The following is a 22703-nucleotide window of genomic DNA, read 5'->3' on the forward strand; positions in this document are numbered from 1 at the left end:
ACGTGGCCCGTGAACTCCCCGTCCGTGTCGTCCAGGACCCGAGCCTCGGCTTCACCCGGCTGCCGTCCCGCGCCACGCCGCCCGACCTGGTGGTCGGCTTCGACGTGTACGGCGAGGACCGCGTCCTGGCCCGGATGCACGGCCCGGCCCTCACCACCCTCCGCTCGGAGCACAAGACCTTCCTGGAGGCGAGCCCGCGACAGGTGCGCGCGGCGACGGCCCACCTGCGCCAGGTGTGGAAGGACGAGTTCGTCGCCGTGCAGCCGCCGGCCGAGCCGGGCGTACCCGCCCCCGGCCGCCCGGCGTACCCGTACGCCACGCTCACCGACCTCACGGGCGAGCCGCAGGACGAACTCGGCGCCGCGGTGTCGCAGCTCACCACCTACGGCACCCAGCTGCTCTTCGACATCCTGCTCGGCGGAGGCGGCGACAACGTCAAGCGGTTCCGCGAGTTCCTGATCAAGGCACTGCGCTCCGAACAGCCGCTGCGGGTCCGCTTCGACTCCGACTTCTTCGTCCCGTGGCCGATGCTGTGCCTGCCGCCCGACGCGACGGACGAGCCGGGGCTCGCCGGGATGTTCCGCCGCTTCCTCGGGCACCGGCACCGCATCGAGCACACCGGCGGCTACTACGCGGGGATCGAGGAGGACCACGAGCAACCGCCGCCCGCCCGGCCCACCGTGAGCCTCAACCACGACACCGGCATCGACCCGCGCGGCAGAACCCGGGCCGACGAGGTGGCCGCGGCCCTGGCCCGCGGCGCCACCCTGACCGAGCGCACCACCCGGACCCAGCTGGAGCAGGCCCTCGCGGACACCGGCCTCGACGAGCAGCTGATGTACTTCTGGTGTCACGGCCGGTTCCAGACCGCCGACCCCGAACCGCCCTACCTCGTGGTGCGGTTGACCGACCAGCGCCCCATCGACGCCTACACCGTGCAGGCCCACCGCCCGCCCCGTGACTCCTGCGTCCCGTTCCAGCCGTTCGTCCTCCTGAACGCCTGCTACGCCGGCCTGTCCGGCAACGCCGACCTCGCCTACCTCGGCCGCGCCCTCATCGAGACCGGCGCCCGCGGCATTCTGGGCCCGCAGATAGAGATGCCGCAGGTCTTCGCGGCCGAGTACGCCCTGGAGTTCCTCACCCGCTACCTCACCGGCGACGAGACCGCCGGGGCGACCGCCCATGCCGTCGCCCGCCACTTCGCCGACGAGCTGCACAACCCCCTGGGCTTCGCCTACGCCCTGCACTGCGGCATGGACGCCCGTCTGGAACGGGCCGAGCCCGCCGGGACACCCGCGTGAACCCGCTCCCGGACGTACGCGTCGTGGACCTCGGCCCGGACGGCCGGCTCCTCGAAGACACCCCGTCCGGCCCGCGCCCGGTCCCGGCCCACCGTCTCGACGACCACTTCGCCGAGGAACTCGCCCCGCCCCGCTGGGCCACCGACCTGCTCGTCTACGTCCACGGCTGGCAGACCTCGCCGGATTCGGCACTCACGGCCGTACATCGGCTGCTGGCACTGACCGCGGCACAGCGCGACGACACCCGATACCCGCGCCTCACACCGTGGCGCCCCTGGACCGTCCTCGTCCGCTGGCCCTCCCGCTCGCTGCCCACCCTCGGCGGCTATCGGCAGATCCGGGACCGGGCCCACGCCATGAGCACCGACGGGCACGCCGCCCGCGTCATCGGCCGGCTGCTCGGATATCTGGACGCCCACCGCGCGGACCCGGCCGCACCGCCCGTCCTGGCCAACCGCGACGGCCAGTACCTGCACCTGATCGGGCACTCCTTCGGCTGCCGGTTCCTGTGCGAAGCCGTGCAGTGGGCGGCGGAGGAGGAGCCGCTCACCCTGGGCTGGAGCACGCCGGGGCCGCCGGGACGGCCCTTCACGGTCGACTCCCTGCTGCTGTTCCAGATGGCCGCGCCCCGCGACGCCTTCGCCGCGACCTTCACCGCGCTCGCCGAAGCCCCGCTGCGCGGACCGGTCGTCGCGACGTACTCGCAGCACGACCGCGCCACCGGCTTCTGGCATCTGCGGGCGGAGAAACGGGCGGGCATCGGGTACGCCGGTATCGGCACCGCACCGGCCCCGGTCTCCGCGATCCGGATGCTGCCGCCCGGTGAGCCCTACCCGCTCGCCGCGCTCGATCACCGCTTCGTCAGTGTCGACGCGAGCGACGTCTTCGTGCGCGGGCGCGGCCCCGCGGGCGCCCACTCGGATCATCTGCGGCCGGAGTCCGCCCACCTGCTGCTGTCCCTGGCCGACCACTGCCGGTGAGGGACAAAAACCGGTGGGCGGCCGTCAGCCCTGCTTCGCCCCGGGCTCGGCCGAGGCCGGGGCGGAGGCGTCCGCGGACTCCGCCTTCGGGTCCGAGGTCTCCTTGAAGTCGACCTTGCCCATGTGCTTGCTCATCGACTTCATCAGGGCCCACACGGCCAGGGCCATCGCCGCGAAGACGATGAAGCCGAGGACGCCGGGGGTGACCTTGTCCTCGTCGACCTCCTTGGCGAGGGTCGCGAGGTGCGTCATTGCCAGGCTTGCGCTTGCGCTCATGTCAGGCATTGTCGCGGATGCCCGCAAAGAGGTCGTCCTCGGGGAGGGAGGTATCGACGAGGGACTTCGCCAGCTCGTACTCCTCCGTCGGCCAGACCTCCTTCTGGACCTCCATCGGCACCCGGAACCAGCCGCCGTCGGGGTCGATCTGCGTGGCGTGCGCGATCAGGGCCTTGTCGCGGATCTCGTAGAACTCGGCACACGGGACGTGCGTGGTCAGCGTGCGCTCGGTGCGCTCGAACTCGTCCCAGCGCTTGAGCCACTCCCCGTACGGCGACTCCAGGCCCCGGTCCAGCATCGCCTGGTGCAGCGCCTCGGTGCGCGGGCGGTTGAAGCCCTGGTTGTAGTAGAGCTTCAGCGGCTGGTACGCCGGTCCGAACTCGTCCTCCGGGTACTTCGCGGTGTCCGCCGCGCCCTCGAACGCCACCATCGAGATCTTGTGGGTCATGATGTGGTCGGGGTGCGGGTAGCCGCCGTTCTCGTCGTACGTCGTGATGACCTGCGGACGGAACGAGCGGATCTGCTTCACCAGCTCGCCGGCCGCCCTGTCGACGTCCTCCAGGGCGAAGCAGCCCTCGGGCAGCGGCGGCAGCGGGTCGCCCTCGGGCAGGCCGGAGTCGACGAAACCGAGCCACTCCTGCCCGACGCCGAGGATCTCGCGGGCCTCGTCCATCTCCTTCTTGCGTACCTCGTGGATGTGCTCCTCGATGTACTTGTCGCCCTGCAGCTTGGGGTTGAGGATGGAACCGCGCTCCCCGCCCGTGCAGGTCACCACCAGCACGTCCACCCCCTCGGACACGTACTTCGCCATGGTGGCCGCGCCCTTGCTCGACTCGTCGTCGGGGTGGGCGTGCACGGCCATCAGTCGCAGCTGGTCAGTCAAGACTCAATCCTCGTAGTCGGCGCCCGGTGTGAACGGGTGCGATCGGCGCTTCTATAGTGACCGAATCGGGGGGCCAATAATTCCGGGTCCCCCGCTTCGGAGGCCCTGCCGAGAGGGACGATCATGAGCACGGCGAGCACGCGACTGCCCGAGGGCCGCTACGGCCGCTCCTCGGACGAGCGTGCCGACCACAAGCTCAAGATCACCGGCGCCGTCCTCGCCGCTCTGCTCCTCGCCCTGGTGGGGTACTTCGCGTACCACTACGTCGGCCAGAACAAGATCAGCGCCGAGGTGATCACCTTCGAACCGGGGAAGAACGCGGTGCGGATCCACCTGGAGGTCCGCAAGGACTCCGGGGCGAGCGGCTACTGCACCCTGCGCTCCCAGGCGGAGAGCGGCGCCGAGGTGGGCCGGGCCGACTTCCACTTCGACGGGGACGCCACCCGCATCGACAAGGCCCTCACGCTGCGCACCACGGCACCGGGCACCACGGCCGAGCTGCTCGGCTGCCACGCCGACTGAGGTATCCCGCGACCCGTAGGCCCTGACCTGCGCTGACGGGATTCTGAGGCTTATGTCCTCCCCCTTGGGCCGCTGAATTGTTAGGCTCGTGGTTTCGCCCATCCGTGAAGGAACATCCTTCTGGGTAGGGCGATGCTTTGTATTCCCAGTACCTACGAGGAGCACCTGTGACCCAGACCAGCGAGAACGTCACCTGGCTTACCCAGGAGGCGTACAACCAGCTCAAGGCCGAGCTGGAGTACCTGTCTGGTCCTGCGCGCACGGAGATCGCCGCCAAGATCGCGGCCGCGCGCGAGGAGGGCGACCTGCGCGAGAACGGCGGGTACCACGCGGCCAAGGAGGAGCAGGGCAAGCAGGAGCTCCGAGTCCGCCAGCTGACCCAGCTCCTGGACAACGCCAAGGTCGGTGAGGCCCCGGCCTCCGCCGACGGTGCGGTGGCGCCCGGCATGGTCGTGACGATCGCCTTCGACGGTGACGAGGACGACACGATGACCTTCCTGCTGGCCTCGCGCGAGTACGCCAGCGCCGACGTCGAGACGTACTCCCCGCAGTCCCCGCTGGGCTCCGGCGTGATCGGCCACAAGGTCGGCGAGGACGCGCAGTACGAACTGCCGAACGGCAAGAAGGCCTCGGTGACCATCCTCAAGGCCGAGCCCTACAGCGGCTGACCCGGCCCCCCGCACGTCCTTGGCGAGCCCCCGGCGTCCGCTGACGCCGGGGGCGTCGTCATGCCGTCGTGATGCCCTCTCAGGCCGTCGCGGAGCGGTACTTACGCACCGCCAGCGTTCTGAACAGGGCGATGATCAGGACCGAGTAGATCATCGAGGCCCACACGGGGTGCTGCATCGGCCAGGCGTCCGAGGTCGAGACCCCCGGGTTGCCGAACAGCTCGCGGCAGGCCTGGACGGTGGCGCTGAAGGGGTTCCAGTCGGCGACGTGTTGCAGCCAGGGCGTCATCTGGCTGGAGTCCACGAACGCGTTCGAGACGAACGTCACCGGGAAGAGCCAGATCAGTCCGCCCGAGGTGGCCGCTTCCGGTGTCCGCACGGACAGACCGATCACCGCGCCGATCCAGGTGAACGCGTATCCCGTGAGGAGCAGCAGCCCGAAGGCGCCGAGCACCTCACCCACGCTGGTGTGGGTGCGCCAGCCGACCAGCAGGGCGACGACGGCCAGCACGAACAGGGTGAGCGCGGTCTGCACCAGGTCGGCGAGCGTCCGTCCGGTCAGCACCGCGCCGCGCGCCATGGGCAGCGAGCGGAAACGGTCGATGAGCCCCTTGTGCATGTCGTCGGCGATGCCCGCTCCGGCGCCCGCGGTGGCGAAGGTGACCGTCTGGGCGAAGATGCCCGCCATCAGGAACTCGCGGTAGACGCCGGGGTCGGTGGTGCCGCCGATGTTCATCGATCCGCCGAAGACGTAGCTGAACAGCACCACGAACATGATCGGCTGGATGAGTCCGAAGATGACCATCTCCGGGATGCGGGACATCCTGATCAGGTTGCGTTTGGCGACGACCAGCGAGTCGCGGATCGACTGGGTGACGGGGTTGGTGGGCGCCGTGATCCGCACGGCGTCGGTGACGGCACTCACTTGGCGGTCTCCTTCTTGTGCCGACGGTCTTTGGCGTCTTGGGCGTCTTGGGCGTCTTTGGTGTTCCTGGCGTCCTTGGTGCCCGTGCCGTTCTCCTCGTCCTCGACCTCGGCCACGTGGCCGGTCAGGGAGAGGAAGACGTCGTCCAGGGTCGGGCGGCGCAGGCCGATGTCGTCTATCTCGATGCCGCGGGCGTCCAGTTCGCGGATGACCTCGGCGAGGAGCTTCGCGCCGCCGGTGACGGGCACGGTGAGCTTGCGGGTGTGCTCCTCGACCGTGGTGTCGCCCTTGCCGAAGCCTCCCAGCACCTCGCGGGCGGTCGGGATGTGCTCCCGCTCGTGCACCACGACCTCGACGCGCTCGCCGCCGGTGCGGGCCTTGAGCTCGTCGGAGGTGCCGCGGGCGATGACACGCCCGTGGTCGACCACGGCGATGTCGTGGGCGAGGTGGTCGGCCTCTTCCAGGTACTGGGTGGTCAGCAGCAGGGTCGTACCGCCGGAGACCAGCTGTTTGATGACCTCCCACAGCTGCTGGCGGTTGCGCGGGTCGAGGCCGGTCGTCGGCTCGTCCATGAACATCACGGGCGGGGACACGACGAGCGCCGCGGCCAGGTCGAGGCGGCGGCGCATGCCGCCGGAGTAGGTCTTCGCGGGGCGGTCGGCCGCGTCCGCCAGATTGAACTGCTCCAGCAGCTCCTCGGCCCGGGCCTTGGCCGCCTTGGCCTTCATCTGGTAGAGCTGGCCGACCATCTGGATGTTCTCGCGGCCGGTCAGGTATTCGTCGACCGCGGCGAACTGGCCGGACAGGCCGATGGAGCGCCGCACCTCGTTGGGCTGCTTCAGCACGTCGAGGCCGGCGACGACGGCCCTGCCGCTGTCGGGGCGCAGCAGCGTCGTCAGACAGCGGACGGTGGTCGTCTTGCCCGCGCCGTTCGGCCCGAGCAGGCCCAGCACGGTGCCCTCGGGGACATCGAGGTCGACGCCGTCCAGAGCCCTTACGTCACCGAAGGTCTTGACCAGGCCTTCGGCATAGATGGCGCCTGGCATATAAGTCTCCACGTCGTCGGGGATTCTTCGATAAAGCTGGGTACAGGTGGCACGAGACACACCATAACGCGATGTATCGCGTCTCTCAATGCACTTACCCGATCGGGTGACAAAGAGGCGCCTGACCTCAGCCGATGACCGTATAGCCCGCGTCGCGCAGGGCCTGGCCGACCTCGGCGCAGTGCACCGGCCCCTTCGTCTCCAGGTGCAGCTCGACCTCCGCCTCCGTGAGCCCGAGCCGTGGATCGGTCCGTACGTGGCCCACATCGAGGACGTTAGCGTCCACCACTGACAACACCCCCAGAAGCGTCGCGAGGGCGCCGGGCCGGTCCGTCAGCCGGAGGCGTACGGCCAGGTAGCGGCCCTGCGCGGCCAATCCGTGGGTCAGCACGCGCTGCATCAGCAGCGGATCGACGTTACCGCCGGACAGCACCGCCACGACAGGCCCCTCGAAGGAGCCGGGGTCGCTCAGCAGCGCGGCGACCGGGCTCGCCCCGGCCGGCTCGACGACCAGCTTGGCCCGCTCCAGGCACAACAGCAGCCCGGTGGACAGCTCGTCCTCCGTCACCGTGCGCACCTCGTCCACCAGCTCGCCGATGATCCCGAACGGCACGTCGCCGGGCCGCCCGACCTTGATGCCGTCGGCCATCGTCGCCGGGTTCTCGATCACCACCGGCCGCCCGGCCGCCAGCGAGGGCGGGTACGCGGCCGCGCCCGCCGCCTGGACGCCCACGATCCGCACGTCCGGCCTGAGCGTCTTCACCGCGACCGCGATACCGGCCGCCAGCCCTCCGCCGCCGATGCCCACGACGATCGTGCGCACCTCGGGGCACTGCTCCAGAATCTCCAGGCCGACCGTGCCCTGGCCTGCGATGATGTCAGGGTGGTCGAACGGGTGGATGAACACCGCGCCGGTCGCCTCCGCGTACTCCTGCGCGGCGGCCAGCGTCTCGTCGACCACCTGCCCGTGCAGGCGCACCTCGGCGCCGTAGTGGCGGGTGGCGCTGATCTTCGGCAGTGGGGCGCCCTTCGGCATGAACACCGTGGAACGCACGCCGAGCAGCGACGACGCCAGCGCCACGCCCTGCGCGTGGTTGCCCGCGCTGGCCGCGACGACACCGGCGGCCCGCTCCTCGGGAAGCAGTCCGGCGATCCGGACGTACGCGCCACGCAGCTTGAACGATCCCGTCCGCTGGAGGTTCTCGCACTTGAAGTGGACCGGCGCGCCGACCAGCCGGGTCAGGTGCCGGCTGCCCTCCATCGCGGTCACCCTCGCCACGCCCGAGAGCATCTTCTGGGCACCGCGCACGTCATCGAGCGTCACCGGCGGCACGGAGGGGACCTCGCGGTAGTTCATGACTCAAGTCTCGCAGTTCACACGCGCGGGCCACCTCTGTGACCAACCTCCGAGACCGGTTTACGCAGCCCCGGTACGGCCCGCCCCCGGGCCGCGTACCCTGTCCCCCAATCCAGCACCCCTTCACGAAGTGAGCCTCCGGCCATGCCCACAACACCTGAAATGTCGATGGACATGACGACCGTCGGTGACAGCGGTCTCCTCGACACGCTGCAGCACGAGGTGGCGGTGTTCGCCCGACGTGCCGAACAGACCCGGCTCGGCGGGGTGGGGCAGGTGCGCAACTCCATGGACCGCGCCGCGTACCTGCTGCTGAACCGGCTCGACAAGGAAGGCCCGATGGGCGTCAAGGCGCTCGCCGCGAGCATGGGGATCGACTCCTCGACGGTCACCCGTCAGGTCGCTCCGCTCGTCGACACCGGGCTCGTCAAGCGGACCTCGCACCCCGAGGACGGGCGGGCGGTGGTGCTCCAGCTGTCCCCACGCGGGCTGTCCCGCCTCGAGGAAGTGCGCTCGTCGCGGCGTCAGTTGATGGCCGAGCTGACACACGACTGGGCACCTGAGGAGCGCGAGGCGTTCTGCACGCTCCTCACGCGCTTCAACACCGCCCTCTCCACCCGGATGGCGGCCCAGGACGTACCGGGGGCCGACGCGCCGTCCGCTTCCTGACGGCCGGCTCCCCGCACCGGCACGCAGCTCTCGGCCCTGCACGGCTCTCCGCCCTGCACGGCTCTCCGCCCTGCGCGGCTCTTGACCAACGGGCCGCGCCTGGCCTCATATGAGACCGGGTCCCCGTCGTACACGGTTGCGCATCCCGTACGGGGCCGGACCCCTTCTCTCAGGATCGCCCTCAGGCGGGAGGTGCGGTGCGGCAACGGCAAGCGGCCCAGGGCGCCCGCCGGGCCCGCGAGTTCGAGGCGTTCGTCGCGGGCGCGGCCGGGCGGCTGCTGCATGCCGCCACGCTCCTCACGGCGGAGGAGCCGCACGACAACCCGCGCGCACGACGCCTGCTGACGCTGGCTCTGGCGCACACGTACGCGTGCTGGGACCGGCTGCGCGGCGAGGACCCGTACGACCGGACCCGCCAGTACCTGGCCACCCGCTTCGCGCGCGGGGCGTGGCACCACTACGGCGGCCTCGTCCCGGCCCGCCGCCACCCCGCCGGCGCCCTGGCCGGGCTCGCTCCGCAGGAACGCCTGATCCTCGTCCTCAGGTTGTACGAGGGCGTCGCCGAGGAACAGGCGGCGGCGCTTCTCGGCCTCCCCGTGGAACGCGTCCGCACCCTCTGCGACCGGGCCACGGCGACCATGCTGCACCCGCCCAGGGGCCCGGCGCCGTCGGTGGCCGGGCCGAGGGTGGCGCCGTCATGAGGCGGCCCGGCAGCCGGAGGCGGGCGTGAACCGGCCCGAGCGGGAGGCCGCCGTACGGCGGATCATGGAGCGGTCCGGGCCGTCCGTGCCCCCGGAGCTGTACGGAGAGGTCGTGCGACGGGGCGGCCGCATGCTGCGCCGCAGGAAAGCCGCCCGGAGCCTGCTGTGGCTGCTGCTCGTCGCCGCGACCGTCGCCTTCGTGGTGTGGGCGCTGATGGCCCAGCCGTGGGTGGAGCCGCCGTCGGACACGACTCCACCGCTCACGGACTGGTGACCCCGGCAGGCACTCGGTGCGCGCGGCCCAGGAGCGCCGCCGCCGACCGCCGGCCGAGGGCCGGATGCCTAGCCGAGGGCTTGCTGGAGGTCCTCCAGAAGATCCTCGGCGTTCTCGATGCCCACGGACAGGCGTACGAGGTCGGCGGGCACCTCCAGGGCCGAGCCGGCCGTGGACGCGTGCGTCATGCGTCCGGGGTGCTCGATGAGCGACTCGACGCCGCCCAGGGACTCGCCGAGCGTGAACACCTTGGCGCGGTTGCAGACCTCGACCGCCGCCTCCTCGCCGCCCGCGACCTGGAACGAGACCATGCCGCCGAACGCCCGCATCTGCTTGACGGCGACCTCGTGACCGGGGTGCTCGGGCAGACCCGGGTACAGGACGTTCGTCACGCGCGCGTGGCGGGTCAGCATGTCGGCCACCTTGGTGGCGTTCTCGCTGTGCCGGTCCATGCGCACCGACAGCGTCTTCGTGCCGCGCAGCACCAGCCACGAGTCGAAGGGCCCGGCGACCGCGCCCATCGCGTTCTGGTGGTACGCCAGCTCCTCGCCCAGCTCCGGGTCGCTGACGATCAGGGCGCCGCCGACGACGTCCGAGTGGCCGCCCATGTACTTGGTCAGCGAGTGCACCACGACGTCCGCGCCGAGGGACAGCGGCTGCTGCAGGTACGGCGTGGCGAAGGTGTTGTCGACGACCAGCCGCGCGCCCGCGTCCCGGGCGACCTGGGCGACGGCGGCGATGTCGGTGATGCCGAGCAGCGGGTTGGAGGGGGTCTCCACCCACACCGCCTTGGTCTTCGGGGTGATGGCGGCCCGTACCGCGGACGGGTCGCTGGTGTCGGCCACCGACCACTCCACGCCCCACCGGGAGACGACCTTCGCGAAGAGGCGGAACGTACCGCCGTACGCGTCGTTGGGGATGACCACGTGGTCGCCGGGGCTGAGCAGCGTACGCAACAGGCAGTCCTCGGCCGCCAGTCCGGACGCGAACGCGAGGCCGCGGCGGCCGCCCTCCAGGGCCGCGAGGTTCTCCTCCAGGGCCGTCCTGGTCGGGTTGGCGCTGCGGCTGTACTCGTAGCCGCCGCGCAGACCGCCGACGCCGTCCTGCTTGTAGGTCGAGACCTGGTAGATCGGCGGGACGACCGCGCCGGTGAGGGGATCCGCGGTGTTGCCCGCGTGGATCGCGAGGGTCTCGAAGTGCTGACTGATGTGCCTGTCGCTCATGGGCACCGAGCGTAATGCGCTCCGGAGATTTCCACAGGCGCCGACCGGGTTGGCCAATTGTCCGAGGCGTCTGGAACCCTTGAGACATGGAAATTCTGTGGGTCCTGATGGCGCTGGTCATGCTCGGCTTCGTGCTGCTTCCCGTCATGCGGCGCCGGCGCGGCATGATCGAGCAGGTCCCGCCGGGCCACCCGGACGCCGCGGACCCGGCGAACTACGGCTTCGCGCTGCAGGAGGAGCTGGACGTCCGGATGCCCGGCCCCGACCAGGACCTGGTGGACGTCCTGGACCTGGTGCAGCGCACCCAGGACCACCGGGCGGCGGCCCAGCTCCTCGCCGGCACGGAGGCGGAGAGCGAGCTGCGGTGGCAGCGCGTGCAGGCCTTCGCGGGCGCCGCCTCGCTGGAGCTGCGGCAGCGGCCCGGCGGGGTGGCCGAGACGCCGGGCGGGCAGTGGCTGCGGGTGTGGCGGGCCGAGGCGCCTAAGGACGCGGGCGGCGCGGCGGTGCACGCGGAGTTCTTGGTCCAGCAGGCGTGGCGGACGTCGACGCCGGGCACGGACGAGTTCCGGATCATCATGGAGGAGGCCAGGGCCGCGGTCGGCGACGCGGCTCTGCTGGCCCCCGGCGACCCGATCCCGTACATCGTCGAGCTCTCGGTGGCGCGTGGACTGGCGTACTCCCAGCCGGAGTTCGAGCAGCTCTGGCTGAAGATCCTGGACCGCGCCCCGAACCACATGGGGGCGCATCTGGCCGCCCTGCACTACTGGTGCGAGAAATGGCACGGCTCGCGCGAGCAGGCGTACGGCTTCGCGGAAGCGGCGGCGGCGAGAGCTCCGCGGGGTTCCCTCCTGGCGGCCATGCCCCTCTTCGCGGTCTTCGAGCACCTCCCCGAGGTGAACCTGGTCAGCGGCTTCTACCAGAGCGAGACCGTGACGAAGGCGATGCACGGCGCGCTGTACGCCGTGCACTCCGCCCGCGCCGACGACCCGATGCTGGCGCACGTCCGCCACCTGCTGGTCTTCTTCCTGGTCCGCGCCGAGCGCTGGGCGGAGGCGATGAGCCAGCTCCTCCACGTCGACGGCCACGTCGGCGCCCTCCCCTGGACCCTGTCCCCCGACCCGGCCGCGGAGTTCGCGGTCTACCGCGCTCTGGCGGTCGCGGGCTACGAGGCCAACGGCGGCAGCCCGGCCACGCTGCCGAACTGAGACGACGGCCGGGATGGCGAGTGGCTGACGACGGCCGGGGTGGCGGGTGGCTGCTGCCACGAGCGGCCCGCCAGGAAACCGTCTGCCTAGGAGCGGGCCGCCTCGCGGTCAGCCCTCCGTGCGGGTGGGCAGCCGCCATCCCGGGCGCGGGAAGTGGCAGGTGTAGCCGTTCGGGTAACGCTGCAGGTAGTCCTGGTGCTCGGGCTCGGCCTCCCAGAAGGGGCCGACCGGCTCCACCTCGGTGACGACCTTGCCCGGCCAGAGTCCGGAGGCGTCCACGTCCGCGATCGTGTCCTCGGCGATCCGCTTCTGCTCGTCGTCCACGTAGTAGATCGCCGAGCGGTAGCTGAGGCCGATGTCGTTGCCCTGGCGGTTCTTGGTGCTCGGGTCGTGGATCTGGAAGAAGAACTCCAGGATCGCGCGGTAGTCGGTCTCCTCAGGGTCGAAAAGGATCTCGATGGCCTCCGCGTGCGTGCCGTGGTTACGGTACGTCGCGTTCGGCACGTCACCGCCGGTGTATCCGACCCGGGTCGCCGTCACGCCCGGAAGTCGGCGGATCAGCTCCTCCATCCCCCAGAAGCATCCGCCCGCCAGCACGGCCCTCTGCGTCTGCACAGCCATTACGGCCCCTCCAATATCTGTCAGCTCGGTCGCTCGGGCTGCTCGGCTCACACACCACCGGCATCCCGGCCCATCCCCCTCAACGCGCGAGGGTCCCAGGCGATTCCGCGCCCCGTCCGATGGGCCCTGCGGTCGCCGATCACCGGCCCCGCGAGCACTCGTCGAGGCCGGTCTCCTCCCTCCTGGCACCACGTGACCCTTTGATCGTCGTCGTCCCGCGTCGTGCCTTGCAGGCGCGCCCAGCCCCGGTCGCGGCCTTCCGCCCCGCGTGCGAGCCTGGATTCATGATCCGGAAAACACCTGGTCACCTACCCGTGCGGGGGAGCTGACGGACGGACGGGCGCCAGGCTGGGGGGGGGGAGGCTCGAAGGGAGTTGCGCCGCATGATCCCGGTCGCCGCGTCACCTGTGCGTCTCGAAGCGTTTCTCGATCCCCGGCTGTCCCGATGGCTGTGGCTGGTGAAGTGGCTCCTCGCCATCCCGCACTACGTCGTGCTGTTCTTCCTGTGGATCGCGTTCGTCTTCGTGACCGTCATCGCGTTCTTCGCCATCCTGTTCACCGGCCGATACCCACGGTCCCTCTTCGACTTTAGTGTCGGCGTGATGCGCTGGAACTGGCGTGTCAGCTACTACGCCCACACCGCACTCGGCACCGACCGTTACCCGCCGTTCACCCTCGCGGACGTGCCCGACTATCCAGCGCATTTCGACGTCGCCTATCCCGAGCGCCTCTCCCGGGGCCTGGTCCTGGTGAAGTGGTGGCTGCTGGTGATCCCGCAGTACATCGTCGTCGGGATCTTCGTCGGTGAGTGGGGCTGGGCCTGGGAAGGAGGAAGCGGCTGGCACGGCGGTGGCTTGATTCCCTTTCTCTCCCTGGTCGCCGTGATCATCCTGGCGGTGACCGCCCGTTATCCGGTTCACCTCTTCGACTTCCTGCTGGGCCTGGCCCGCTGGGTCGCGCGGGTCACCGTCTACGCCGCCCTGATGACCGATCAGTATCCGCCGTTCCGTCTCGACATGGGCGCGCAGGACTCCCCGCTGACCAAGACCTCGGCGAGCAAGGACACTTGACTTGCTCCTCGGGCTGAAGCCTGAGGATTCTGGCCTTCTCGTCCGTTGCTGTGCCGCTACGCGGCACGGGGTTCGGACGGGAATCCATGGCTTCCTGCTTCGTCGCGCTGTGCCGGGACGAGTCCTGGTCTGACCTGCGCTCCACAGGCTGTCACCGCCAGTCCGGCGGCCGTTTTCACGTTCTTCGCGGCATTGTGGTCCCGGTCGTGGACCGCACCGCAGGCGGCACAGGTCCATTCCCGGATGTGCAGGGGCACGGGGCCGTCCTTGGCTCCACACGCCGAACACACCTGACTGGTCGGCTCGAACCGGCCGTCTTCACCAAGGTGCGCCCGTATCTGATCGCTTTGTACTCCAGCATGTGCACGAACTGCGCCCAGCCCGCGTCATGCACACTCTTCGCCAGCCTGGTGCGCGCCAGTCCTTTGACCGCCAGGTCCTCCACACCGATCGCTTGGTTGTCGCGGATCAGCCGAGTGGAGAGCTGGTGGTGGAACTCCCGGCGCGCGTCGGCCACCTTCGCGTGGGCGCGGGCGACCTTGAGGCGGGCCTTCTCCCGGTTCCTGGATCCCTTCTGCTTGCGGGACAGCTCCCGCTGGGCCTTCTTCAGCTTCTTCTCCGCCCGGCGCAGGAACCGCGGGGAGTCGATCTTCGTGCCGTCCGAGAGGACGGCGAAGTGGGTCAGGCCCAGGTCGATGCCGACCCTCTGGTCGGTGCCGGGCATCCGGGCGGCGTCGGCGGCCGGGTCGGTGTCGACGGCCGGGTCGGTGTCGACGGCCGGGTCGGTGTCGACGACGAATGAGGCGAAGTACCGTCCGGACGCGTCCTTGATCACGGTGACCGAGGAGGGCGCGGCGGGAAGGATGCGTGACCACTTCACCTTCACCGCGCCGACCTTCGGGAGGTTCAGCCTCCCGGAACCAGTGATCGACCAGCGGGCATTGGCGGTGAAGCGGATCGACTGACGGCTGTCCTTGCGGGACTTGAAGCGGGGCGCACCGCTCTTCGCGCCCCTGCGCTCGCCCCTGAGGGAGGCGAAGAAGTTCTTGTAGGCGGCCTCCGCATCGCGCAGGGACTGCTGGAGGACGACCGCGGAGACCTCGCCCAGCCAGGACCGCTCGGGTGTCTGCTTGGCCTGGGTGATCAGCTTCTGGGACAGCACACCCGCCGCGGGGAACGCTTCGCCCGCCCTGCGGGCGTCCTCGCGGGCGCGCACGGCATCGTTGTACACGACGCGGGCGCACCCGAACGCCCTGGCCAGCGCCGCGCGTTGGCCAGGTTCCGGGTACAGCCTGAAGGCGTACCGAAGCTGCACGCGGTGATCGTATGAACGAGCGCCACCCGCCACCAGAGGGAACGTATGAACGGTCGGTACTCCCTTGCAGCGGGAGGAGCGGAACGGGCCGAACGAGGGAGGCGTTGCCCGGCTTCGCCGGATCGGGCCCCCTGACGCTCCGCGTCGGCCGTGATGACGCCTGCGCTCTCCTGCTCCGCAGGACAGCATCCGTGACGCTCCGCGGCACAATGACAGATTCGCTTCACCACCGGCCTGAAGGCCGATGCACTGCGAATGAATCCCGGTAGCCCTGCGCTCAGCCGTCGAGGGAATCTCGGTTGCCTCTGACCGCCCGATGGGGGCTAGATATCGCGTATGGCCGACATTCAGGGCTCCTACGATGATCTGTTCACCGCGGTCCCCAGCGCACTGGCCGCTTTGCTGGACGAGGGAGACGTGGGCGCCTCGGTGGCGGTCTTCGTGGACGGTGAGCCGGTGGTGGACGTCTGGGGCGGGTTCGCCGACGCGGACCGCACGGTTCCGTGGGAGCGGGACACGATCGTCAACGTCTGGTCCGTCACGAAGACGATGACGGCGCTGTGTGCGCTGCTCCTGGCCGACCGTGGCGAGCTCGATCCGGACGCACCGGTCGCCCGGTACTGGCCGGAGTTCGCCGCGGCGGGCAAGGAGAAGGTGCTGGTGCGGCACCTGCTCGCGCACACCGCGGGCCTGCCCGACTGGGAGGGGACGGTCGACGAGCTCTACGACTGGCCGTCCGCCACGGCACGGCTGGCCGGGCAGGCGCCTCGGTGGGAGCCGGGCACCGCGGCCGGGTACCACTCGATCACCCAGGGATTCCTGGTGGGCGAGGTCGTACGCCGAATCACCGGCCGGAGCGTCGGCGAGTACTTCGCCGAGGAGGTGGCCGGACCGCTGGGCGCGGACTTCCACATGGGCCTGCCCGCCGAGCACGACCACCGCGTGGCCCTCACGGTCCCGCCCCCTTCCCGGGACGAGGACTACACGGCGAGCGCACCCGCCGGCGACGCGCACCCGACCGCCGGGACCCGCATCCGGGTCCGCGACGGCAACAGCGTGGCCTGGCGCCGGGCCCAGATCCCCGCGGCGAGCGGCTTCGGCAACGCCCGCTCGGTCGCCCTCGTGCAGTCCGTGATGGCCTGCCAAGGAGCGGCGCGGGGCGTGCGGCTGCTGTCGCAGGCGGGCTGTGAGCGGGCGTGGGTGGAGCAGTTCAGCGGTGATGACCGGATCCTGGGTATGCCGGCGCGCTACGGCCTGGGCTACGGGTTGTTCGGCAACACCTACGGGTGGGGCGGCTGGGGCGGCTCACTGGTGATGATCGAACCCGAGGGGCGCATGGCGGTGGCGTACGTGACGAATCAGATGCGCGAACCCGCGCAGGACCAGCGGGGGTTGGAGATCGTCATGTCCGCCTACGACGGCCTCATGGGTCTGCGGTCATGACCGACCGAAGGTCCCGATCCGGACGAAGGCCCCGATCCGACTGATCACGGCGTGTCATGCGCCTGGTGATCACAGCGCGTCATCGGCCTCGCGTGGCACCGGGGCCGGCGGGCCGTTGGGCCTGGTCTGGTCTGGTCTGGTCTGGTCTGGTCTGGTCTGGTCTGGTCTGGTCTGGTCTGGTCTGGTCTGGTCAGCTGTGATGCTCAGCTCCCGCTGCCGTACGGCCGCGTGAGTATCTCCAGGTTGTGCCCGTTCGGATCGTCGAAGTACGTGCCCCGGCCCCCGTCGTTGTGGTTGATCTCCCGCACCCGGCTGTGGAACGGGTCTGCCCAGTAGGTCAGACCGGCGTCCCGGACGCGGGTGAAGATCGTGTCGAAGTCGTCCTCGGAGACGAGGAAGGCGTAGTGCTGGGGGGTGATCGAGCCGGGGGTGTCGATGTAGTCGAGGGTCACGCCGTTGGGGATCTCGACGGGGATGAAGGGGCCGTACGGCGGGCTCACCTCCAGGCCCAGGATGTCGGCGAGGAACCGGGCCGACGTGCTCTTGTCGTGTGCGGCGACGATGGTGTGGTTCAGCTGGACGGTCATCGTGCGGCCTCCTCGCGCCGAGTGCGGGCCTCCTTCGTACCGACCATACTCCGGGACCGGTTAAGGTAAGCCTTGCCTTAGTAAACCGGTTTATCGCTGAACGAGTGCAACGGTGCCAGGACTCCGGTGAACCAGTACATCGTCGGAGTCGTCGTGCGTGCAGCAGCAGTGAAGGCCGTCCTGGCCGCGACCGTCGTCGGAGGGCTGCTCGCCGGCTGCTCGTCCTCGGACGGCGGTGACGGGAGCGCGGAGAAGGCGGACGGGGCGCGCAATCCGGTGATGGGCGCCTCGGCGGGGGCCTCCGAGGGGCCGTCCGCCGCGCCGAGCGCCCTCGCCGACGGCATGGGCGCCGACACGGACACCGACGGGACATTCCCGCGGACCGTCACCCACTTCCAGGGCAAGGCGACCATCGAGGCCGAGCCGAAGAAGATCGCCGTCCTCAGCACCGGTCAGCTCGACGACCTGCTGTCCCTGGGGATCGTGCCCACGGCCACCACCCGCGCCGACAACGCCGGGCTCGTGCCCGAGTACCTCGCCGACGCCTTCCCGAAGGACAAGGCGCGGCTCGCCGACATGACCGACGCGGGCACCCGGCAGGCACCCAACCTGGAGTCCCTCGCCGCCGCCGAGCCGGACCTGATCCTCGCCAACGACTCGCTCGGCGACCTCTACCCCAAGCTGTCGAAGATCGCGCCCACCGTGATCACCGCCGGCAACGGCATCAACTGGAAGCGCGACCTGCTCCTCGTCGGCGAGGCCGTCGGCAAGGGCGAGGCGGCGCAGGACCTGCTGGACGGCATCGCCGCCGACGCCGCCAGCAAGGGCGCGGACCTCGGCGATCCCACCGTCTCCATGGTGCGGTTCACACCCGACCGCACCCGTATGTTCGGCGTCTCGTCCTTCACCGGGTCCATCGCCGTCGACATGGGGCTGTCGCGGCCCGAGTCGCAGCGGTTCACCGCGATTTCCGAGGACATCGGCCCGGAGAGCATCGATACCGCGGACGGTGACTGGATCTTCTACTCCGTCCAGGGTGACGCCGACAAGACCGACGCCACGAGCGTGGTCGCCGGGCCCCTGTGGAAGTCCATGAAGGCCGTCGAGGCGGGGCATGCCGTGAAGGTCGACGACGACCCCTGGTACCTCAACGCCGGTCCGACCGCCGCGTCTTTGGTGATACGACAGCTCGCCGAGCACATCGGCAAGTGAGCCCCCGACACCTCGCCTGGCCGGCGGCCGTCCTCGCGGTGGCCGCCGTCGGCATGCTCAGCCTCGCCGTCGGCACCCGCGCCGTTCCGCTGTCGGCCGTGTTCGACGCCCTGCTGCACGGCGGAGGCTCGCCGGACGCCCTGGTCGTACGGTCGCTGCGGGTGCCGCGCACCGAGGTCGGGCTGACCGCGGGCGCCGCGCTCGGCGTCGCCGGCGCCGCGCTCCAGGCCGTGACCCGCAATCCGCTCGCCGATCCCGGGATCCTCGGGCTGAGCCAGGGGGCCGCGGCCGGGGTCGTCCTCGCGATCGGTTTCGGGCTGGCGAACGGCTTCGGCGGATACGTCTGGTACGCCTTCGCCGGTGCCGTCGTCGCCGCGTGTCTGGTGTACGCCGTCGCGGCGCGCGGACGGGAGGGGGCGTCGCCGGTGAAGCTGGCGCTGGCGGGCACGGCGTTGTCCGCGATGACCGCCGGTGCCACGACCGTCGTCCTCACCTCCAGCTCCGCCACGCTCGACCAGTTCCGGTTCTGGCAGGTGGGCGCGCTGAGCGGGCGGGACGCGGACACGGTCGTCCGCATGCTGCCGTTCCTGGTGGCCGGTGCGGTCCTGGTGCTGGCGTGTGCGCGAGGGCTGGACGCGCTGGCCCTGGGCGAGGAGACGGCACGGGCGCTGGGGCATCGGGTTCAGTTGGTGCGGGGCGCGGCGGCGCTGGGGGCGACCCTGCTGACGGCCGCCGCGGTGGCCGCGGCCGGTCCGATCGCCTTCGTCGGGCTCGCGGTGCCGCACCTGGCCCGGCGGCTGGTCTCCGGGGGACATCGCGCGGTACTGCCGCTGTCCGCGCTGCTGGGGGCGGCGCTGCTGCTGGGCGCGGATGTGGCGGGGCGGGTGGTACGGGCGCCCGCGGAGGTGCCGGCCGGGGTGATGACCGCGTTGGTGGGGGTGCCGGTGCTGGTGGTGCTGGTACGGCGTAAGGGAGCCGTGGCGTGAACGGGACCCGGCGCTGGTCCTGGGCGGGGCCGGGTCGCGCAGCCCGGCGCTTGCGGGGCGCCGCCCGCGCCCACCCGTGCCGCCCCAGCGGCACGACTGCCCGCGGGATGGCCGGGTCGGGCACGACTGCCCGCGGCACGGCCGGGTTCAGCACGACTGCCCGCGGCATGGCCGGGTTCAGCACGACTGCCCGCGGGATGGCGGTGCTCCGGCCCCACCCTCGCGTCTCCGTCCTCCTTCACCGCCGCTCCGCCTCGGCCGCCGTGACCCTGCTCGTCCTCCTCGCCACCGTCATGCTCGCCTCGGCCTGTCTGGGCCAGACGTACGTCTCCCCCGCCGAGGTCTGGCACACCCTGCGCACCGGAGGGGGGCCGTACGACCTGGTCGTCGGCGAGCTGCGGGTTCCGCGGATCGTGCTGGGGGCGCTTGTGGGGGCCGCTCTGGGCCTCGCGGGGGCGCTGGTGCAGACGGTCACCCGTAACCCCCTCGCCAGCCCGGACGTGATCGGCGTGGGGCACGGGGCCGCCGCCGCGACCGTGCTCGCCCTGGCGACCGGCACGGTCGGCTCGCCCGGCGCGGTGCCGGCGGTGACCGTGGCGGGCGGGCTCGGCGCCGCCGCCCTCGTCTACGTACTGGCGTGGCGGCGCGGCATGCAGCCGAGTCGGTTCGTGCTGACCGGTGTGGGGATCGGGGTCGCGTTGTCCGCGATCGTCCAGCTGTATCTCACCGACAGCGAGCTGGAGGCCGCCGAGCAGGTCAAGCTGTGGCTGACCGGCAGCCTGAACGGGCGGGGCTGGGAGCAGGCGGGGCCCCTGGCCGTCGTCCTCCTGCTGTGTCTGCCCGCGCTGGTGTGGGCGGGCCGGGCCGTGCGGCCGCTCGGGCTCGACCCGGACACGGCGGCCGGGCTCGGTGTCCGGGTGGACCGGGCCCGCCTCGGCCTGACCGTGCTGGGGGTCGTCCTCGCCGCGACGGCGACCGGTGCCGCGGGACCGATCGGGTTCGTCGCGCTGACCGCGCCCCAGCTGGCCCGCCGTATCACCCGGACGCCTCAACTCCCGCTGCTGTGCTCGGCGCTGACCGGCGCGTTCGTGCTCGTAGCCGCCGACCTCGCGGCCCGCACGCTGCTCCCCCCGCTGGAGATCCCGGTCGGCGCGCTCACCTCGCTGGTCGGGGGGCCGTATCTGCTGTGGCTGCTGGGCCGTCGTACGGCCCGCCGCTGAGGGCCCCGGTGTGTGACCGGGGCCCGTCGGCCGACGCTCAGATCGTCGCCGTGTCGATCACGAACCGGTACCGCACATCGCTCGCCTGCACCCGCTCGTACGCCTCGTTGATCTCGGAGGCGCCGATCAGCTCTATCTCCGCGCCGATGCCGTGCTCGGCGCAGAAGTCCAGCATCTCCTGGGTCTCGGCGATGCCGCCGATCATCGAACCGGCGAGGGTCTTGTTGCCGCCGATGAGGGAGAACAGGTTCAGGGCGACGGGCTCCTCCGGGGCGCCCACGTTCACCAGGGCGCCGCCCGTCTTCAGCAGGCTGAGGTAGGCGCCGAAGTCCAGCGGGGCCGACACCGTGGAGACGATGAGGTCGAAGGAGCCGGCGAGCTCCTCGAACGTCTTCGGGTCGCTGGTCGCGTGGTAGTGGTCGGCGCCCAGCTTCAGGCCGTCGTCCTTCTTGCGCAGGGACTGCGAGAGGACCGTGACCTCGGCGCCGAGCGCGTGCGCGATCTTGACGCCCATGTGACCGAGGCCACCGAGGCCGATCACGGCGACCTTCTTGCCGGGGCCCGCGCCCCACTGCTTGAGCGGGGAGTACGTGGTGATGCCCGCGCACAGGAGCGGCGCGGCGACGTCCAGGGCCAGGCCGTCGGGGATGCGGACGGTGAAGTTCTCGTCGACGACGACGTGGGTGGAGTAGCCGCCGTAGGTGGGCTCGCCGTCCTTGCCGATGGCGTTGTACGTGCCGACCGAGCCGCCGGTGCAGTGCTGCTCCAGGCCGGCCTTGCAGTTGTCGCACTCACGGCAGGAGTCGACCAGGCAGCCGACGCCCACCCGGTCGCCGACCTTGAACTTGGTGACGCCGGAACCGACCTCGGTGACGACGCCCGCGATCTCGTGGCCCGGGACCATCGGGAAGATCGCCTCGCCCCAGCCCTCACGGACCTGGTGGATGTCGGAGTGGCAGATGCCGGCGAACTTGATGTCGATCAGCACATCGAACTCGCGGACCGCGCGACGCTCGATGGTGGTGCGCTCCAAGGGAGCCTTGGCGGCGGGGGCGGCGTACGCAGCAACAGTGGTCATGCCGAGGTTCTCCTAGCAAAGGGTTCCGTGCCCGGCTGCCTTCCGGCCGGGCACGGCCTCCAGGGTGCCCCACAAGTCGGCGTTCACCCAGGCCACAACTCTGCCTACGTTCGCTGGTCCTACCACTGGCGGGGTCAGGCTGGTGTGCGTACGACCGTGAATACTGGAGGCATGGACGAACAGCCCGACCCCGTGCAGGACCGCTCCTCCCCCGAGGCCGGCAGGTCGCTGGACCAGCGAGCCGAGCTCAGCGAGTTCCTGCGCACCCGGCGGGCCCGGCTGAAGCCGGAGGACGTGGGGCTGCCGGACTTCGGGCGGCACCGCCGGGTGCCGGGACTGCGCCGGGAGGAGCTGGCGCAGCTGGCCGGGGTGTCGGTGGCCTACTACACGCGCCTGGAGCAGGGCAACGGGCGCAACGTGTCGGCGGAGGTACTGGACGCCATCGCCCGCGCGCTCAGGCTGACCGACGCCGAGCACGCCCACCTCACGCACCTGGCGAAGCCCAAGCAGCACAAGAAGAAGCAGACCGGCCGCACCCAGCAGGTGCGGGGAGCGCTGCGGCAGCTGGTCGACACGATGGACGGCATTCCCGCGTACATCGTGGGCCGGCGCTCCGACATCCTCGTCTGGAACCGGATGGCCGCGGCGGTCTTCGGGGACTGGGCGCAGCTGCCGCCGCAGGAGCGGAACTGGGCCCGGATGACGTTCCTGAAGCCGGACTACCGCGAGCTGTTCGTCGAGTGGGAGCAGAAGGCCACCGACATCGTCAGCTATCTGCGCATGGACGCGGGCTGTCACCCGGACGACCCGCAGCTGTCCGCGCTGGTGGGCGAGCTCTCGGTGAAGAGCGAGGAGTTCAGGCGGCTGTGGGCCACCCACGACGTCAAGGAGAAGAGCCATGGCGTCAAGCGGATGCACCACCCGCTCGTCGGCCACCTCGAACTCTCCTTCGAGTCGTTCCGGCTGGTCGACGACCAGGAGCAGTCCCTGATCACCTACCACGCCGAACCGGGCTCCCCGTCGGCCGAAGCCCTGCGCCTGCTGGCGAGCTGGGGCACGGACGCGACGCGGGCGGGTACGCAGTCGTCGACGCCCCCGCTCTGACCCGGCCGTTCAGCAGCCGCGGACGACGTTGCGGCAA

At 70.9% G+C, this 22703-nt stretch carries 23 protein-coding genes and 1 pseudogene; 14 read left to right on the plus strand and 10 right to left on the minus strand.

From position 1 onward, the window contains the following. Positions 1-2: 2 nt before the first annotated feature. Both ACFWWR_RS09255 and ACFWWR_RS09260 read left to right on the plus strand, forming a co-directional pair. The gene (locus ACFWWR_RS09255) at positions 3-1301 is read left to right on the plus strand and encodes a CHAT domain-containing protein (RefSeq protein WP_384302648.1); all 1299 of its coding nucleotides are present in this window, start codon (positions 3-5) and stop codon (positions 1299-1301) included. Continuing rightward, the gene (locus ACFWWR_RS09260; protein WP_384302650.1) at positions 1298-2281 is read left to right on the plus strand and encodes a hypothetical protein; all 984 of its coding nucleotides are present in this window, start codon (positions 1298-1300) and stop codon (positions 2279-2281) included. The genes ACFWWR_RS09255 and ACFWWR_RS09260 overlap by 4 nt, the downstream gene beginning before the upstream one ends. A gap of 24 nt (positions 2282-2305) precedes the next feature. Here the strand turns inward: ACFWWR_RS09260 and ACFWWR_RS09265 are convergent, their stop codons facing one another. Next, on the minus strand, positions 2306-2566 hold the full coding sequence (locus ACFWWR_RS09265; RefSeq protein WP_383857907.1) for a hypothetical protein: 261 nt from the start codon (positions 2564-2566) through the stop codon (positions 2306-2308). Continuing rightward, on the minus strand, positions 2559-3440 hold the full coding sequence (mca, locus tag ACFWWR_RS09270; protein ID WP_383857904.1) for a mycothiol conjugate amidase Mca: 882 nt from the start codon (positions 3438-3440) through the stop codon (positions 2559-2561). Before mca ends, ACFWWR_RS09265 begins: the two co-directional genes overlap by 8 nt. A gap of 123 nt (positions 3441-3563) precedes the next feature. Between mca and ACFWWR_RS09275 the strand changes: the two genes are divergently transcribed. Together ACFWWR_RS09275 and greA are read left to right on the plus strand one after the other, a co-directional pair. Beyond that, positions 3564-3962, plus strand: coding sequence for a DUF4307 domain-containing protein (locus tag ACFWWR_RS09275; protein WP_383857901.1), 399 nt, complete (start codon positions 3564-3566; stop codon positions 3960-3962). Between the two features lie 167 nt (positions 3963-4129). After that, on the plus strand, positions 4130-4630 hold the full coding sequence (gene greA, locus ACFWWR_RS09280) for a transcription elongation factor GreA (protein ID WP_383857898.1): 501 nt from the start codon (positions 4130-4132) through the stop codon (positions 4628-4630). Between the two features lie 79 nt (positions 4631-4709). On the opposite strand, the gene ACFWWR_RS09285 is transcribed toward greA, so the two are convergent. The 3 genes from ACFWWR_RS09285 to ilvA form a co-directional block, all read right to left on the minus strand. Beyond that, positions 4710-5555, minus strand: coding sequence for an ABC transporter permease (locus ACFWWR_RS09285; protein ID WP_383857895.1), 846 nt, complete (start codon positions 5553-5555; stop codon positions 4710-4712). Next, positions 5552-6601, minus strand: coding sequence for an ATP-binding cassette domain-containing protein (locus tag ACFWWR_RS09290; protein ID WP_383857893.1), 1050 nt, complete (start codon positions 6599-6601; stop codon positions 5552-5554). Before ACFWWR_RS09290 ends, ACFWWR_RS09285 begins: the two co-directional genes overlap by 4 nt. Before the next feature lie 127 nt (positions 6602-6728). Next, a complete protein-coding gene (gene ilvA / locus ACFWWR_RS09295; RefSeq protein WP_384302652.1) occupies positions 6729-7958 on the minus strand; it encodes a threonine ammonia-lyase in 1230 nt (409 codons plus the stop codon). A 162-nt stretch (positions 7959-8120) separates the two neighbouring features. On the opposite strand from ilvA, the gene ACFWWR_RS09300 reads away from it, so the two are divergent. The 3 genes from ACFWWR_RS09300 (at position 8121) to ACFWWR_RS09310 (ending at position 9602) form a co-directional block, all read left to right on the plus strand. Then, positions 8121-8627: a MarR family winged helix-turn-helix transcriptional regulator gene (locus tag ACFWWR_RS09300; protein ID WP_383858442.1), complete on the plus strand. Its 507-nt coding sequence runs from the start codon at positions 8121-8123 to the stop codon at positions 8625-8627. 197 nt (positions 8628-8824) lie between these two features. Continuing rightward, on the plus strand, positions 8825-9328 hold the full coding sequence (locus ACFWWR_RS09305) for a sigma factor-like helix-turn-helix DNA-binding protein (RefSeq protein WP_383857887.1): 504 nt from the start codon (positions 8825-8827) through the stop codon (positions 9326-9328). Positions 9329-9353: 25 nt separating this feature from the next. Continuing rightward, positions 9354-9602, plus strand: coding sequence for a hypothetical protein (locus tag ACFWWR_RS09310; protein ID WP_383857884.1), 249 nt, complete (start codon positions 9354-9356; stop codon positions 9600-9602). Positions 9603-9670: 68 nt separating this feature from the next. Here the strand turns inward: ACFWWR_RS09310 and ACFWWR_RS09315 are convergent, their stop codons facing one another. Beyond that, positions 9671-10825, minus strand: coding sequence for a cystathionine gamma-synthase (locus ACFWWR_RS09315; RefSeq protein WP_384302654.1), 1155 nt, complete (start codon positions 10823-10825; stop codon positions 9671-9673). An 86-nt stretch (positions 10826-10911) separates the two neighbouring features. Between ACFWWR_RS09315 and ACFWWR_RS09320 the strand changes: the two genes are divergently transcribed. Then, positions 10912-12030: a hypothetical protein gene (locus ACFWWR_RS09320; RefSeq protein WP_384302656.1), complete on the plus strand. Its 1119-nt coding sequence runs from the start codon at positions 10912-10914 to the stop codon at positions 12028-12030. Between the two features lie 108 nt (positions 12031-12138). On the opposite strand, the gene msrA is transcribed toward ACFWWR_RS09320, so the two are convergent. After that, complete coding sequence (msrA, locus tag ACFWWR_RS09325) at positions 12139-12651, minus strand: peptide-methionine (S)-S-oxide reductase MsrA (protein WP_383857876.1); 513 nt, start codon at positions 12649-12651, stop codon at positions 12139-12141. Between the two features lie 383 nt (positions 12652-13034). Between msrA and ACFWWR_RS09330 the strand changes: the two genes are divergently transcribed. Then, on the plus strand, positions 13035-13721 hold the full coding sequence (locus ACFWWR_RS09330; protein ID WP_383857873.1) for a DUF4389 domain-containing protein: 687 nt from the start codon (positions 13035-13037) through the stop codon (positions 13719-13721). Positions 13722-13777: 56 nt separating this feature from the next. On the opposite strand, the pseudogene ACFWWR_RS09335 reads toward ACFWWR_RS09330, so the two are convergent. Beyond that, positions 13778-15036 (minus strand): annotated as a pseudogene (locus ACFWWR_RS09335) (RNA-guided endonuclease InsQ/TnpB family protein). A 336-nt stretch (positions 15037-15372) separates the two neighbouring features. Between ACFWWR_RS09335 and ACFWWR_RS09340 the strand changes: the two are divergent. Beyond that, positions 15373-16479: a serine hydrolase domain-containing protein gene (locus tag ACFWWR_RS09340; RefSeq protein ID WP_383857867.1), complete on the plus strand. Its 1107-nt coding sequence runs from the start codon at positions 15373-15375 to the stop codon at positions 16477-16479. Positions 16480-16682: 203 nt separating this feature from the next. Here the strand turns inward: ACFWWR_RS09340 and ACFWWR_RS09345 are convergent, their stop codons facing one another. Next, on the minus strand, positions 16683-17066 hold the full coding sequence (locus tag ACFWWR_RS09345; protein ID WP_383857864.1) for a VOC family protein: 384 nt from the start codon (positions 17064-17066) through the stop codon (positions 16683-16685). Between the two features lie 153 nt (positions 17067-17219). Here ACFWWR_RS09345 and ACFWWR_RS09350 point away from each other — a divergent pair, with 153 nt between their 5' ends. The 3 genes from ACFWWR_RS09350 (at position 17220) to ACFWWR_RS09360 (ending at position 20484) form a co-directional block, all read left to right on the plus strand. After that, complete coding sequence (locus tag ACFWWR_RS09350) at positions 17220-18278, plus strand: iron-siderophore ABC transporter substrate-binding protein (protein WP_384302755.1); 1059 nt, start codon at positions 17220-17222, stop codon at positions 18276-18278. Further along, positions 18275-19264, plus strand: a complete 990-nt coding sequence (locus ACFWWR_RS09355) for a FecCD family ABC transporter permease (RefSeq protein ID WP_384302658.1) — start codon at positions 18275-18277, stop codon at positions 19262-19264. The genes ACFWWR_RS09350 and ACFWWR_RS09355 overlap by 4 nt, the downstream gene beginning before the upstream one ends. A 167-nt stretch (positions 19265-19431) precedes the next feature. Beyond that, positions 19432-20484 carry a FecCD family ABC transporter permease gene (locus ACFWWR_RS09360; RefSeq protein WP_384302660.1) on the plus strand — a complete coding sequence of 351 codons (1053 nt, stop codon included), beginning with the start codon at positions 19432-19434 and terminating at the stop codon, positions 20482-20484. A 37-nt stretch (positions 20485-20521) separates the two neighbouring features. Here the strand turns inward: ACFWWR_RS09360 and ACFWWR_RS09365 are convergent, their stop codons facing one another. After that, positions 20522-21562, minus strand: a complete 1041-nt coding sequence (locus ACFWWR_RS09365; protein ID WP_383857858.1) for an NAD(P)-dependent alcohol dehydrogenase — start codon at positions 21560-21562, stop codon at positions 20522-20524. A 171-nt stretch (positions 21563-21733) separates the two neighbouring features. Here ACFWWR_RS09365 and ACFWWR_RS09370 point away from each other — a divergent pair, with 171 nt between their 5' ends. After that, positions 21734-22666 carry a helix-turn-helix transcriptional regulator gene (locus tag ACFWWR_RS09370; RefSeq protein WP_383857855.1) on the plus strand — a complete coding sequence of 311 codons (933 nt, stop codon included), beginning with the start codon at positions 21734-21736 and terminating at the stop codon, positions 22664-22666. Positions 22667-22703: the final 37 nt, after the last annotated feature.

The organism is Streptomyces sp. NPDC058678 (assembly GCF_042714835.1).
GTDB lineage: Bacteria > Actinomycetota > Actinomycetes > Streptomycetales > Streptomycetaceae > Streptomyces.